The following is a 13,370-nucleotide window of genomic DNA, read 5'->3' as shown; positions in this document are numbered from 1 at the left end:
CAGCCTCAGATGACGCGACAACCGCTACACGAGGCGCAGCACGGACATCCGGGTGCGCCAGACGGACACAAGCGCTCTAGCTGAACTGTTCGCGGTATTGCGCAGGGGTCAGGCCGAGCTTTTCAGCGAACAGCGAACGCATGTGCCGCACACTGCCGAAGCCACTTTTGTAAGCCACGGTTTTAAGCGGCAGATCGCTGGTTTCCAGCAGATTGCGCGCGCAGTCGATGCGCGCACTTTGCAGAAACTCCATCGGCGTCATGCTGATGTCACGGGCGAACACCCGTGCAAAGTGCCGCGCACTCATGTTGGCGATGGCGGCCATGCGCTCGACCGTGAACGCTTCGTCGAGATGCTCCAGCACGTAGCTTTGCGCGCGGGTGATCGGGGTTTCCTGCGGCGCCACGGCAGCCATCAGCGGACTGAACTGCGCCTGCCCGCCCTGCCGCTTCATCACCACCAGCAGGACTTTGGCCACATCCTGGGCAAGTTTTTTGCCGTGATCGCGGGCGATGACGGCGAGCGCCATATCGATCCCGGCCGTGACACCGCCCGAGGTGATCAGATTGCGATCTTCGACATAGATCTGATCCGTGGTGACATGGGCTCTCGGAAAGCCCTTGATCAGCCGTTCGGTGTAGTTCCAGTGGGTGGTCACCCGATAACCGTCCAGCAATCCGGCATGGCCCAGTACAAAGGCGCCGGTGCAGATCGAACCGTAATGATCGACGCGCTGAACAGCGCCCTTGAGCCAGGCGAACAGCGCCGGAAACTGCTGGTTGTAGGCACCGGGGCCTCCCGGCACCAGCAGCAAGTCATAACGCTCTGTATCGGCATCATCAATGGCCCGATCAGCATGTACCAACACGCCATTGGATGCCCGCAGCGGGCCACGTTCAGTGCCAAGCGTGATCAATTGATAATGCGCTTCGGCTTTCAGGTAGCGGTTGGCAACCGAAAAAACCTCCAATGGCCCGGCCATGTCGAGCAGGAGAAAGTCGGGAAACAGCACCATTGCCACGGTTTTCATGGGAAGACATCACTTAAATCAAGGAGACATGAGACAGGCCAGACATTATGGACAAGTACGACATTCGGGGCGCAAAAGTTTATGCGAAGCGCGTCGCACAACTGTCAACCTGATCAGGACAGTCTTTCAATTTCCATCTACTTATTGCACTGAACAGTAACCAGTAACCTTCTCCTCACTCGGACGAATTCACGTCCCGCAAGGAGATTTCATCATGCTGACCCTTCGCAAAGCCTCCGATCGTGGCCTCGCCAATCATGGCTGGTTGAAGTCCTTTCACACTTTTTCCTTCGCCAGCTATCGCGACCCTCGCGAACAGGGTTTTTCCGACCTGCTGGTGATCAACGACGACCGCGTTGCTGCCGGTAAAGGTTTCGGCCAGCACCCGCATCGCGACATGGAGATCTTTTCCTATGTGCTGGAAGGTGCGCTGGAACACAAGGACACGTTGGGCACCGGCTCGGTTATCCGCCCGGGTGACGTGCAACTGATGAGCGCCGGCAGCGGTGTGGCGCACAGCGAGTTCAATCATTCGGCGACCAAACCGGTGCACTTCCTGCAGATCTGGATCGTGCCAGAAGTCAGCGGCGCCAAACCGCGCTATCAACAGGAACATTTCAGCGCCGGGAAAAAACGCGGTCGTCTGCAATTGATCATTTCGCCGGACGGCCACGACGGTTCACTGAAAGTGCGCCAGGATGCACGGGTCTTCGCCGGGCTGTTCGACGGCAAGGAAAGCGCCACGCTGGAACTGGCGGCCAACCGCTATGCCTATGTGCATGTAGCGCGCGGCAGTGTCGAACTCAATGGCCAGCAACTGCGTGAAGGCGACGGCGTGCGGGTTCGCGAGGAACAGCTGCTGACCTTGAGCAACGGTGTCGATGCCGAGGTGTTGGTGTTCGACTTGCGGCCGCAGGAGTTGCCGCAGATGCCATGATGTGGAGTTTCTATGCCCACAAAAACGGCCTTCCGATGAAGGCCGTTTTTATTGTGGCGGGTTGAGCCATGGCAGCGTCGGGGGCATTGGGACGGTGAACTCCTTGCCCGCCTGAATCGCCGCCAACGTGGTCTGGATCGCTGCATACATGTTGGCTTGATTGGCATAACAGGCACCGACGACGATCGCAACGAGCCCTACCAATTGAACGGCAGTCGCTGCCCAGACGTTGGCTTTCGTGGTACTCGCTTGTTTGATCGCTTCTTTCGACTCTTCTGCAATGGTCTGGATGGCAGACGACATCAGTTCGAAACGTTTGTCTCGCTCTGCTTGAGCCCTGTCCCGCTCGGCTTGAGCCCTGTCCATCTCTGACTGAATCCGGCCGTTGGCCTTGTCCCGCTCTGCCTGAGCCGCCAGAAACGCATCGATTCTCATCGATACACCTTCCATCCGAGCATCCATTCTCGTCTCAATGGTCTCGATCCTGGCATCGAACTCTTCGCGGCTTATCGTGCTCATGGTTTGTGTATTCCGGATTTCGTTCAATGGTTCACTGTATGGGTACTGACTCGCTTCACTGGCTTTCAACTCGACACCTTCCTGGTTAAACCGATACCGTCCCTGGTATTGACATCAGTGCGAGCGTGCGCCCCTCACCGAGCTGATGAAACGATAGGCCGCATCCAGAATGCTGACAAGCCGGGAGATTCTGCCTCTGGTGTAGGCCGTTTCATCAGAGGTTGTAGCCCTGTCAAAACAGCTCCTGTCTAGTCATTCTCCGACGCGAACACATCGACAATCTTCTCGATCACCGCCCTCACCCGCGCGGTATGGCGCAGGTCCGCGTGGGTTACCAGCCATACCTCATAGGGCAATGGCGTGGTGCGCTCCGGCCAAAGCCTGATCAGGCCATCGCGCTCGCCCATGTACACAGGGATTTCTCCTACACCCAACCCTGCTGCAATCGAACGACGAACGAGCAAACTGGAACTGAGGCTGGCAACGATACGACCGCGACTCATTGGCTCCGATACCAACGTCAGGTCCTTTTTGCCTTGCAGATACGGTTGATAAACCACCAGATCATGCCCTTCAAATGCCGTGCCCGGCTGCGGCACGCCATTGGCGTCTATATAGGCTTGAGAAGCGAACAGCCCCACTGGCCATCGGGCAATTCGCCGAGCGATCAGGTCCGGATTGTCCGGCCGGGTGTTGCGCACGGCGATATCCGCCTCGCGCTTGGCCAGGCTAAGAATCTGTGTGGACGCATCCAGCTGCACGCACACGTCCGGGTGCTGCTCGTGCAAACGGGCAATCGCCGGAATCAGAAAATCGATGGCCAGCGAATCGGTGGTACTGACGCGTACCGTGCCGGTCAGGCGATCGTCCAGGCCTTGAATCTGCCGTTCCAGTTCCAGTGCCGAATGCTCCATCTTCTCCACGCTTCTGAGCGCCGCTTCGCCGACGGCGGTCAAGGCGTAGCCGTCGGAGGTGCGCAAAAACAACGTCGCGCCCAGTGACTTTTCCAGCGCCGCGATCCGCCGCCCGACGGTCGCCTGATCCACCCCCAGAATCCGTGCGGCCCCGCGCAGTGTCGACTCGCGGCAAACGGCGAGAAATACCCGTGCGTCATCCCAATTCATGCTGTCTCCAGGCGATGCAAATACGCATCAGCGTGCCGCTTAATCGCTGCATTAACGCAGCAACGATAGCCGATATGCTGAGCGCCATAAACCTTCCACGAGATTGCTGACATGCGCACTCCAAGTCCCACCGGTATCTGGTTGCCGATCTTTGCTGGCCTGTGCGCCAGCCTGGTCAGCATCGGTCTGGCGCGTTTCGCTTACACGCCGTTGATTCCATCGCTGATTGAAGCGCAGTGGTTTAGCGCCAATGATGTGGTTTACCTCGGTGCGGCCAATCTGGTGGGTTACCTGATCGGCGCGCTGCTCGGTCGGCCGACAGCGCGCCAGCTCGGCAATAAAAATGCCTTGCGGTTGATGATGCTGATCGTCACCGCCGCATTTTTTGCCTGTGCGTTTCCCTTGTCGGTGAGCTGGTTCTTCGGCTGGCGGCTGCTGTCGGGGATCGCCGGCGGCGCGATCATGGTGCTGGTCGCCGCGACGGTCCTGCCGCATGTTCCGGCGGCGCGTAAAGGGCTGGCCAGTGGCGCGATCTTCCTCGGCATCGGTCTCGGCATTGCCGGCTCCGGGACGCTTGTGCCGCCGCTGTTGAGCCTGGGTTTGCAGGCGACGTGGCTGGGCCTCGGGGCTTTGGCCCTGTTGCTGACCGCGCTGAGCTGGTTTGGCTGGCCGTCTGATTTCCTCCACCCGGTCGTTACACAAGAAGCGGTGTCCGCAGAACCGACACCGCGCGGGGTGTACTTGCTGTTCGCCCAATACGCCTTTATGGCTGCCGGCCTGGTACCGGCGATGGTATTTCTGGTGGATTACGTGGCGCGTGGACTCGGTGCCGGTGCGCATATCGGTGCGTTGATCTGGGTGATGTATGGCTTGGGCGCGATTGTCGGCCCGGTGAGTTATGGCTTTCTCGCCGATCAGCTTGGCGCAAGGTCCGGCATTCGTCTGGTGCTGGTGGTGCAGGCGCTTGCCCTCGGACTGCTGGCGATCTCCCATTCGTTTCTGGCGTTGGCGTTGCTGGCGGTGATTCTCGGTTCATTTCCGCCTGGCATCGTGCCGCTGGCCCTGGCGCGGGTGCATGAACTGGTGCCGGAGCACCATCGCCAGCAAATCGCCTGGAGCCGTGCCACGGTTTCGTTCGCCACGTTTCAGGCGTTGGCCGGATTTGCCTATTCAGCGCTGTTCAATGCCAGCGGCGGTCACCACGCATTGTTGTTCATCATTGCCGCTGTCGCGATCGTCGTGGCGTTGCTGCTGGAGCAGGCCATGAAATGGCTGCCTGCCCGTATTGAGCAGCGCTGCTGTGCAAATTGAAGGGAATCATTGCGCGCGCAGTACGCTCCCATCTACAGAACTTATGCCAACAGGAATCGATATGTCCCTGCCCAACGAAATGACCCGAATCGAAATCATCGAACCCGGTGGCCCCGACGTCTTGCAACCCAAACGCGTGCCGCTTCCAGCCGTCGCAGAAGGCGAGGTATTGATCCGCGTACACGCCGCCGGAATCAACCGGCCGGACGCCTTGCAGCGTGCCGGCAAATACCCGATGAAACCCGGCATGAACCCGATTCCCGGGCTGGAGGTCGCCGGTGAAGTCGTGGCACTCGGGGCAGGTGTCAGCCAGTTCGCCGTGGGCGACAAAGTCTGCGCGCTGACCAATGGCGGCGGTTATGCCGAATACTGTGCAGTCCCGGCCGGCCAGACCCTGCCGATTCCTGATGGCGTGGACTGGGTGCAGGCAGCCGCGATCCCGGAAACCTTCTTCACCGTGTGGGCCAACCTGTTCGGTCTCGGCGGCGCCAGCCGTGGTCAACGCGCATTGATTCATGGTGGCACCAGCGGCATCGGAACTACCGCACTGATGCTGTGCCGAGAATTCGGCATAGAAGCGTTTGCCACCGCCGGCAGCCCGGACAAATGCGCAGCGATTCGCGAACTGGGTGGTCAAGCGATCAATTATCGCGATGAGGACTTCGCTGAGGTGATCGCCGAGAAAACAGCAGGTCATGGCGTTAATGTAATTCTCGACATCATGGGCGGTTCGTACCTCAACGCTAACGTCAGCGCTTTGGCGATGGATGGCCGTCTGGTCATGCTCGGCTTCCTCGGCGGCGCGCGGGCCAACGACTTTGATCTGCTGGCAATGATGGCCAAACGTGCGGCCATCACCGGATCTCTCTTGCGCGCCCGCACCGCTGCCGAAAAAGCCGAGATCGCCGCTCAACTGCGCGAGCACGTCTGGCCAGCACTGGCTGCCGGGCGCTGCCTGCCGATGATCGACAAGGTTTATTCACTCAACGACGCGGCTCAAGCTCACGCGCACATGGAGGCCGGCGACCATATCGGCAAGATCGTGCTACGGGTGGTGTGAGTCGTTGCAGCATTTTGTAATCGTTGCGCCGGGACGGTGGTCGAAAAATTCACGCGCAGACCAAGTCATCTGGTAAAAAGCGTTCTTTGTCTGCGCTCGGGTGAAACGTTTAATGTTCCTGTCCTTCATGACGCGTCTGCGCCGCCGCCGTTTGGCGTTTGCCTGCATGGCCGCGCTGATTATCGGCGTGCCGACCAGTTGTGCCGTACTCGAACACACCGAACGCAAACTGCTGTTTCGCATCGAACCGGGCACTGCCGGTTGGTATCGCGGCCTGCCCGGCAGCGTGCAGGAACTCGACCTGCAACCGAAGAGCTTCAAGGCCGGGCAGAACATTCATGCCTGGTGGTGGCCGGCGGAAAAGGCCAACGCGCCGGCCATTCTCTATCTGCATGGCGTGCGCTGGAACCTCACCGGGCAGCTGTTCCGCATCGAGCAACTGCGCGCGGCGGGTTATTCAGTGCTGGCCATCGACTATCGCGGATTCGGCAAGAGTCACGGTGATCTGCCATCGGAAAGCAGCGTTTACGAAGATGCGCGGGTGGCGTGGGGGCGCTTCAAACTGCTGCAACCGGATCCGTCCAAACGCCTGATCTACGGACATTCCCTCGGTGGCGCCGTGGCGATCGATCTGGCCGCAGAACTCGGGCAGACCGCCGCCCGCGATCATTCCGCGCTTCCTGTGCGCGGGCTGGTGATCGAGTCCACTTTCACCACGCTGGCGGATGTTGCCGCCTCCGTGGCCAACACTTCCCTGCCGGTACGCTGGCTGCTGTCGCAAAAATTCGATTCGATCGACAAGATCGCCGATATTCATATGCCACTGCTGGTGGTGCACGGCCTGGCTGATGCTTTCGTGCCACCGCGTTTCAGCGAACAACTGTTCAACGCCGCGCAACAACCCAAGCGCCTGTTGCTGGTGCCGGGCGCGACGCACAACAACAGCATGGCGCTCGGCGGGCAGAATTATCGCAAGGCGCTCGACAACTTGATGCAAAGCCCACCCGTCCCTCGGGTTGCCGGGCCTGCGACTGTGCGCAGCGGACGGGACACTTAACGGTAGCCGCGAGCCTGCAAATCGAACAGTTGCGCGTAATGCCCGGCCGCGGCGATCAGTTGATCGTGGCCACCCTGCTCCAGAATCCGGCCTTGTTGCAGGACGATGATGTGGTCGGCATTGCGCACGCTGGAAAATCGATGGGAAATCAGCAACGTCATGCGACCTTCGCTGTGCTGGCTGAAATGCTCGAACACCGCCGCTTCGGCCGCCGGATCAAGGGCGGAAGTCGGCTCATCGAGGATCAGAATGTCGGCCTCACGGCGCATGTAAGCGCGGGACAAGGCAATCTTCTGCCACTGCCCGCCAGACAATTCCTGTCCACCGGCAAACCAGCGTCCCAGTTGCGTGGCATAGCCCTTGTCGAGCCCTTCGATGAAAGGGGCCGCCATGCCTTGGGCAGCAGCCTCTTTCCACCGTTGCGCGTCGTTGAACGCCAAGGTATCGCCGACGCCAATATTCTCTCCGACGCTGAACTGGTAGCGGATGTAATCCTGAAAAATCACGCCAATTCGTCGACGTAACGCGGTCTCCTGCCAATCCTGCAAATCACTGCCATCGAGCAGGATGCGCCCTTGATCAGGGCGGTAGAGCCGGGTCAGTAACTTGATCAGTGTGGTCTTGCCTGAACCGTTCTCGCCGACCAGCGCCATGCTCTTGCCTGGCACCAGTTGCAGGTCAATGTTTTCCAGCGCTGGCCGACTGGCACCGGGATAACGGAAGCCGACATTTTCGAAGCGCAAACCATCGCCCGGGCACACTCCAACAGTCAGGTGGCCGGTATCCAACTGCACCGGTTCGGCCAGGTATTCATAAAGACTGGTCAGATAGAGGCCGTCTTCGTACAGGCCGCTGATCGCACTCAGGCTGCTGCTCACGGCGCTTTGGCCTTGTTTGAACAGCACCAGATACATGGTCATCTGACCGAGGCTGATCTGGCCATGCACGGCATCGATCACCACCCAGGCATAGGCCACGTAGAACGCCGCAGTACCGAGCAGGCCGAGGCCGAAACCCCAGCCGTCGCGCCGCAGTGTCAGGCGCCGGTCTTCGACATACAGCCTGGCGAACGTGTCGCGGTAGCGTTGCAGCAGCAACGGTGCAAAGCCGAACAGCTTGACCTCTTTGATATAAGTTTCGTGGGACAGCAAGGTTTCGATGTAATTCTGCTGCCGACTCTCCGGCGCGCGGCGGGTGAACAACCGAAAGGCGTCACCGGAAAAATGCGCCTCGGCAAAGAACACCGGCAACGCACCGACCACCAGCAGCACCAGCGCCCAAGGGGAGAAATGCACCAGCAGCACACCAAAACTGATCAGCATGATCAGGTTCTGAATCAGTCCCAACGACTTCATGACCAGCGCTAGTGGCCGGGTCGACGCCTCGCGACGCACACGCACCAGTTTGTCGTAGAACTCGGAGTTCTCGAACTGCACCAGTGACAGGGTCTGCGCTTTTTCCAGGATCAGCGTATTGACCTTCTGCCCCAGTTGCACCCGCAGCAGCGACTGCTGCACCGACAGTGCTCGTTGTGTGCCGGACAACAGCGCCAACACCCCGGCCTCCAACAACACATAACGCAACACCGGCCACAGCGGCGCACTGCCCTGTTGTGCGTGTAACTGCATCGCCGCCACCACGGCATCGACAATCCGCTGCCCCAACCATGCCGCCAGTGCCGGCAGCAAGCCGGCCACCAGCGTTGCCAGCACCAGCCCCAGAAACAAGCCACGCGATGTCCCCCAAACCAGGCGCAAGGCTCGCTGCGCCTGATCGAACAAAGAGGTGAAACGCGATAGATCAGGCATGGGGCATTGGACTCTGCTGGTGATGGCGGTGCGTTATGGTACTCCAGCGCTACGACTGAACTTCAAACGACGAGCGCGTTATTGTCGACGCGTTTTTCAGAACAAAAACATCTGGAAGACTCAGGCCTTTCCGGCGTCCAACGCTCTGCTATGTTTTAACCGCCCTACGCGGAACCCGGCGAACCCCCGCCACGCTCCGCGCCTGACTGCCGGGAGCAGAGACATGAGAATCGACCCGTACCTGATCTTCAATGGTGACTGCCGTGAGGCGTTCACCTTTTACGAGCAAGCCTTGCAAGGGAAGCTTGAGGCGATGATGACGTTCGGAGAGACACCCGCCGCCGAGCATGTGCCCAAAGAGCATCACTCTCTGATCATCCATACCTGTCTGAAGGTCGGAGACCAGATGATCATGGCCTCGGACACCACTCCCGACCGCCCGACTCAGGGCATGAGCGGCTGCTCGATTTCGCTGAATGTCGACAGCATTGCTGAAGCCGATCGAGTGTTTAACGCCTTGGCCAAGGACGGGCGCGTCGACATGCCGTTAGAAGCGACGTTCTGGGCGGTGCGCTTCGGCATGCTGGTGGATCGTTTTGGCGTTTCGTGGATGGTCAATTGCGAAAGTGAAAAGTGACCCTGGCATTTCGTCAGGCATGAAAAAGCCCAACCTGAACAGGTTGGGCTTTCTGCGTTATCGCTGGGCCAGTTCGTGGCGCACGCATTGTTCGTAATAGGTCTGCTTGACCGCCGCCGGCTTGAGCTTCGACGTGCTGTTGTAGGTTTGCTCGGTAATCCCCATCGCGGTCATGCGCATCCACGGTTGCTGGAATCGGCGCACCTGCAATTGTTTGCGTGCGCCGTACAGCGAGACGCCCGACAACTTCGATTGCTGGGCACCGGCAGCAATGTCCGAGCCCCAGGTGCAGGCAAAGCGATGGCTTTTGCTCAGTTCTTTTGCCTGCACTCCCACCGCGAAAACAGCCAGGGAAAGCGTTGCAACGGTGATGACAATCGTCCGCATAGAGCCAACCTAACCTTTTGAAAAAAGGCGATTTTGCCGGGGAAGCAAAAATCCGGGGGCCAGCAATTTGCCGCCTTTCGCGAGTTTTTTACGGACGTAAAAAATGGCGGTGGGATTTTCTGATGAAATCCCACCGCCCCTGGCCCGACGATCAGTTGGCGCTGACCTCAACGCGCAAATGATCCGCGCCCTCCTCCCGACAGTCGATGCGAACCGGCAAAAACACCTCGATCACCGCGATATTGCTGTGCAGATGCTCGGTCATGCGCGGCGTGGTGAACGAGCCGCCACCGGCCAGCGCCATGGGCAACAGCAACTGATCGGCAAGGTGCTCGGCCACCGCAGCACCACTGCGCAACCAGTCGGCGGCCTGATTGATCGCGGCGTCGGCTACTTTTTCTGCCCGTAACGACACTTGGCCAAACGCGCTGAATACCTCGGTGACGTGCTCGAATGCGTACTCCAGCAACAACACATTGCCCGGCCCCCGCGCCGGATCAAGCGTGACATGTTGCAGCGCCGCAGGCGGCAGACTCAAACGCTTGGCCACCTGGCTCAACTCACGTTCGGCCACCATCGGTGCCAGCCCAGCGGTCAGCGCCGACGCCTGTTGCGAAATGGCCTCGCCGCGTTCACACAGGTCCAGCCGCGTCAGGCTCGACGGTTGCACGTTCACTTCAATCTCGCCACCGCCTGCCGGGACAAATCCATGTCGCAACAAGTCCAGCTCGACGTTCGCGCCCATACGCCGCAACAGCGGCAGCCAACTGCGCGTGAGGAAATCGGTCGGCGGCGCCAGCGGGTTATGCGTGCCACCCGAGATGCGCACCCGACTCGCCTCTGGTGCCCGCAACAGCGCTGGCAACAAGGTCTGCAACACCAGCGTGCAACTGCCGGCCGTGCCGATGGCGAACTGGTAATCGCCAGAGCGAATCGCGCCGGGCTCAAAGCTCAACGCTTGCGAGCCCAACTGCGCACCGGAAACCGTCGCGCCGCAGACCTCAGCCGCCGCCATGACCGCCGTCAAATGTTGCCTCAGCAGTCCCGGACGGCTGCGTTTGGCACGAATCTGTTTAATGCGAAACGCCCGGCCTGTCACCATCGACAGGCTCAAGGCACTGCGCAACACTTGGCCGCCACCGATGGCACCGTCCAGTTCTATCACTTCCTGTTTCATTGCGTTCCTTACGCGTACAACCTGACGGTTTCCCTGAGGTACCGATCCAGGCGTCGCGAGTCTTCCGAAGTTCTGAGTAATGTGGGCACTTCGCGCTCAAGCTCGGCGGCGATGAACCCGTGCAACGCCGGACGACGCGGCCCGTAGGCGCTCTCGTCGGCATTGCGTTTAAGGGCCAGCAATTCGTCGACTTCCGCGAGCAGCGCGCGGTCGTCGACGGTGGTCAGCAGGTCGGCGAACGTCATCGGCGGCCGGCCGCGGCCCTGGTCGATCCAGCGCACCGCCAGCAGCGGCCGCAGCACGTAGAAGTACTTCTTGAACCGTACGGTTTCACCTTGCAGGTAACCGCGAAAGTTCTTCTTCGCCATCGACAGATAGTGATTGCGCGCGGCGGGCGGGCTGTAGAACGCTTCGGCGAGTTCGCGCAGTTGTGCCACCTGCGCGGTTTCACTGCGATAAACCAGCGGCGAGTCGAGCCACTCCAGCAAGGTCGGATTGGATTTGCGCAACAACCCGAGGGTCTTGCGCAGTTCCCAGCCACTGACGTCGAGTTCATCGTCCAGCGGACGTTCGATCACATCACGCGGCGCATCGACCTGGACGAACCACTCGGGCTTCTCCACATAGACAAACCGCACGTCGTAATCGCTGTCGGTCGAGGCAAAACCCCAGGCCCGACTGCCTGACTCACAGGCGTATAACACCGTGACATTGCGTTCACGCTCTATGCGCGTCAGCTCTTCCAGTACCCGCGCACGCATCGTGGCGCACAGCGGATGGCGCTCTTGCAATTCCATGACCTGCTTTCCTTTATCCTTTGACGCACACCACCTGACGCAAGGTGTGCAGCACTTCCACCAGCTCACGCTGGGCGTGCATGACTTTGTCGATGTCCTTGTAGGCCATCGGAATTTCGTCGATCACCGCTTCGTCCTTGCGGCACTCCACATGGGCAGTGGCGCGAATCTGATCCTCGACGGTAAAAGTGTTCTTGGCCTTGGTGCGGCTCATCGTGCGGCCGGCGCCGTGGCTGCAGGAGCTGAACGACTCTTCGTTGCCCAGACCGCGAACGATGAAGCTCTTGGCGCCCATCGAGCCCGGAATGATCCCAAACTCGCCCTTCTTCGCCGACACCGCACCTTTGCGGGTGACCAGCACCTCTTCACCAAAATGCCGCTCTTTCTGCACATAGTTGTGATGGCAGTTGACCGCTTCCAGCGCCACTTCAAACGGCTTGCGAATAATCTGCCGTGTCGCCTGAATCACTGCGCGCATCATCAGCTCACGGTTTTGCCTGGCGAAGTCCTGCGCCCAACCCACCGCCTCCACATAATCATCAAAGTGCTGGCTGCCTTCTTCGAAGTAGGCCAGGTCACGGTCCGGCAGGTTGGCGATGTGCTGACGCATATCCGCCTGAGCCATCTGGATGAACAGGTTGCCGATGGCGTTGCCGACACCGCGCGAGCCACTGTGCAACATGAACCAGACCCGGTTGGCTTCATCCAGGCACACTTCGATGAAGTGGTTGCCGCTGCCGAGCGTACCGAGGTGCCCACGGTTGTTGGTGTTGGCCAGTTTCGGGTACTTGTCGGTAATCAATTTGAACCGTGGCTGCAACCCCGCCCAGGCCTGATCGGCTTGCTGCGGGATTTCATCCCAGGCGCCCTTGTCGCGTCGCGAACGGTTTGAACTGCGGCCATGCGGCACCGCTTGCTCGATGGCGTTGCGCAGACCCAGCAGGTTGTCCGGCAAATCAGCGGCGGTCAGCGACGTGCGCGCGGCGATCATGCCGCAACCGATGTCGACGCCGACCGCAGCCGGAATGATCGCGCCTAGCGTCGGGATCACGCTGCCGATGGTCGAGCCCTTGCCCAGGTGCACGTCCGGCATGACCGCCAGATGCTTGAAGATGAACGGCATTTTCGCGGTATTCATCAACTGCTCGCGGGCCTCGTTTTCCACTGGGACGCCTTCGGTCCAGAGTTTGATCGGTTTGCCGTTGGCGACTTCGAGCAGTTGGTAAGTGTGTTCTTTCATGTCTTCATTCTTTATTCATTGGCCGATGATTCGGCGTTGTTCTGTAAGTCGCAGCGACAAAAACACAGGCACTGTGGCTCTGCCAGTTGAGCCCCCGTTGCCGAGGCGGGAGTCGAACCCGCTTTCCGATGGAGTACCTGTCGCATTCGCTGCCAATAACTGCAAAAAAGGTGGCACGACAAAAGTTGATGACTGTTGCGCGTTGCCGCGCTCCGGACTTAACCGGCCTAAGATGTACAGCCATCAGGCATTCGTGCCGTCACTGGCGCTGACAAGGGCTTGATGA

At 59.8% G+C, this 13,370-nt stretch carries 13 protein-coding genes; 5 read left to right on the top strand and 8 right to left on the bottom strand.

Annotated features, from left to right (window positions below; all coding sequences use genetic code 11):
• Positions 1-76: 76 nt before the first annotated feature.
• Positions 77-1,030, bottom strand: coding sequence for a GlxA family transcriptional regulator (locus tag AB4N44_RS27695; protein ID WP_127926634.1), 954 nt, complete (start codon positions 1,028-1,030; stop codon positions 77-79).
• Positions 1,031-1,244: 214 nt separating this feature from the next.
• Here AB4N44_RS27695 and AB4N44_RS27690 point away from each other — a divergent pair, with 214 nt between their 5' ends.
• Positions 1,245-1,967: a pirin family protein gene (locus tag AB4N44_RS27690; RefSeq protein WP_127926633.1), complete on the top strand. Its 723-nt coding sequence runs from the start codon at positions 1,245-1,247 to the stop codon at positions 1,965-1,967.
• A 48-nt stretch (positions 1,968-2,015) separates the two neighbouring features.
• Here the strand turns inward: AB4N44_RS27690 and AB4N44_RS27685 are convergent, their stop codons facing one another.
• Together AB4N44_RS27685 and AB4N44_RS27680 are read right to left on the bottom strand one after the other, a co-directional pair.
• The gene (locus AB4N44_RS27685) at positions 2,016-2,555 is read right to left on the bottom strand and encodes a hypothetical protein (RefSeq protein WP_224794560.1); all 540 of its coding nucleotides are present in this window, start codon (positions 2,553-2,555) and stop codon (positions 2,016-2,018) included.
• A 179-nt stretch (positions 2,556-2,734) separates the two neighbouring features.
• On the bottom strand, positions 2,735-3,610 hold the full coding sequence (locus AB4N44_RS27680; protein WP_460111230.1) for a LysR family transcriptional regulator: 876 nt from the start codon (positions 3,608-3,610) through the stop codon (positions 2,735-2,737).
• A 111-nt stretch (positions 3,611-3,721) separates the two neighbouring features.
• On the opposite strand from AB4N44_RS27680, the gene AB4N44_RS27675 reads away from it, so the two are divergent.
• The 3 genes from AB4N44_RS27675 to AB4N44_RS27665 all read left to right on the top strand — a co-directional run bounded on the left by AB4N44_RS27675 (position 3,722) and on the right by AB4N44_RS27665 (position 7,038).
• Complete coding sequence (locus AB4N44_RS27675) at positions 3,722-4,921, top strand: YbfB/YjiJ family MFS transporter (RefSeq protein ID WP_460111232.1); 1,200 nt, start codon at positions 3,722-3,724, stop codon at positions 4,919-4,921.
• Between the two features lie 61 nt (positions 4,922-4,982).
• Complete coding sequence (locus AB4N44_RS27670) at positions 4,983-5,981, top strand: NAD(P)H-quinone oxidoreductase (RefSeq protein WP_460111235.1); 999 nt, start codon at positions 4,983-4,985, stop codon at positions 5,979-5,981.
• A gap of 112 nt (positions 5,982-6,093) precedes the next feature.
• Positions 6,094-7,038, top strand: coding sequence for an alpha/beta hydrolase (locus tag AB4N44_RS27665; protein ID WP_460111238.1), 945 nt, complete (start codon positions 6,094-6,096; stop codon positions 7,036-7,038).
• Here the strand turns inward: AB4N44_RS27665 and AB4N44_RS27660 are convergent.
• Positions 7,035-8,846 carry an ABC transporter ATP-binding protein gene (locus AB4N44_RS27660; protein ID WP_460111240.1) on the bottom strand — a complete coding sequence of 604 codons (1,812 nt, stop codon included), beginning with the start codon at positions 8,844-8,846 and terminating at the stop codon, positions 7,035-7,037. The two genes, AB4N44_RS27665 and AB4N44_RS27660, sit on opposite strands and share 4 nt — an antisense overlap.
• A gap of 223 nt (positions 8,847-9,069) precedes the next feature.
• Between AB4N44_RS27660 and AB4N44_RS27655 the strand changes: the two genes are divergently transcribed.
• Positions 9,070-9,483 (top strand): VOC family protein, encoded by a 414-nt coding sequence (locus AB4N44_RS27655; RefSeq protein ID WP_150752119.1) that lies wholly within the window; start codon positions 9,070-9,072, stop codon positions 9,481-9,483.
• A 57-nt stretch (positions 9,484-9,540) separates the two neighbouring features.
• Here the strand turns inward: AB4N44_RS27655 and AB4N44_RS27650 are convergent, their stop codons facing one another.
• The 4 genes from AB4N44_RS27650 to AB4N44_RS27635 form a co-directional block, all read right to left on the bottom strand.
• The gene (locus tag AB4N44_RS27650; protein ID WP_016987808.1) at positions 9,541-9,870 is read right to left on the bottom strand and encodes a hypothetical protein; all 330 of its coding nucleotides are present in this window, start codon (positions 9,868-9,870) and stop codon (positions 9,541-9,543) included.
• Between the two features lie 151 nt (positions 9,871-10,021).
• On the bottom strand, positions 10,022-11,047 hold the full coding sequence (rtcA, locus tag AB4N44_RS27645) for an RNA 3'-terminal phosphate cyclase (RefSeq protein WP_460111244.1): 1,026 nt from the start codon (positions 11,045-11,047) through the stop codon (positions 10,022-10,024).
• Positions 11,048-11,055: 8 nt separating this feature from the next.
• Entirely contained in the window at positions 11,056-11,844 is a 789-nt protein-coding gene (locus tag AB4N44_RS27640; RefSeq protein ID WP_127926625.1) for a nucleotidyltransferase domain-containing protein, read from the bottom strand.
• A 13-nt stretch (positions 11,845-11,857) separates the two neighbouring features.
• Positions 11,858-13,084 carry an RtcB family protein gene (locus AB4N44_RS27635; protein ID WP_460111246.1) on the bottom strand — a complete coding sequence of 409 codons (1,227 nt, stop codon included), beginning with the start codon at positions 13,082-13,084 and terminating at the stop codon, positions 11,858-11,860.
• Positions 13,085-13,370: the final 286 nt, after the last annotated feature.

This window comes from Pseudomonas sp. S3_C06, from assembly GCF_054667675.1.
This window is presented reverse-complemented; position numbering and strand designations above follow the sequence as displayed.

Coding starts and splice junctions, on each gene's coding strand:
- AB4N44_RS27695 (WP_127926634.1), bottom strand. CDS start 1,030: ATGAAAACCGTGGCAATGGTGCTGTTTCCCGACTTTCTCCTGCTCGAC.
- AB4N44_RS27690 (WP_127926633.1), top strand. CDS start 1,245: ATGCTGACCCTTCGCAAAGCCTCCGATCGTGGCCTCGCCAATCATGGC.
- AB4N44_RS27680 (WP_460111230.1), bottom strand. CDS start 3,610: ATGAATTGGGATGACGCACGGGTATTTCTCGCCGTTTGCCGCGAGTCG.
- AB4N44_RS27675 (WP_460111232.1), top strand. CDS start 3,722: ATGCGCACTCCAAGTCCCACCGGTATCTGGTTGCCGATCTTTGCTGGC.
- AB4N44_RS27670 (WP_460111235.1), top strand. CDS start 4,983: ATGTCCCTGCCCAACGAAATGACCCGAATCGAAATCATCGAACCCGGT.
- AB4N44_RS27665 (WP_460111238.1), top strand. CDS start 6,094: ATGTTCCTGTCCTTCATGACGCGTCTGCGCCGCCGCCGTTTGGCGTTT.
- AB4N44_RS27660 (WP_460111240.1), bottom strand. CDS start 8,846: ATGCCTGATCTATCGCGTTTCACCTCTTTGTTCGATCAGGCGCAGCGA.
- AB4N44_RS27655 (WP_150752119.1), top strand. CDS start 9,070: ATGAGAATCGACCCGTACCTGATCTTCAATGGTGACTGCCGTGAGGCG.
- AB4N44_RS27650 (WP_016987808.1), bottom strand. CDS start 9,870: ATGCGGACGATTGTCATCACCGTTGCAACGCTTTCCCTGGCTGTTTTC.
- rtcA (WP_460111244.1), bottom strand. CDS start 11,047: ATGAAACAGGAAGTGATAGAACTGGACGGTGCCATCGGTGGCGGCCAA.
- AB4N44_RS27640 (WP_127926625.1), bottom strand. CDS start 11,844: ATGGAATTGCAAGAGCGCCATCCGCTGTGCGCCACGATGCGTGCGCGG.
- AB4N44_RS27635 (WP_460111246.1), bottom strand. CDS start 13,084: ATGAAAGAACACACTTACCAACTGCTCGAAGTCGCCAACGGCAAACCG.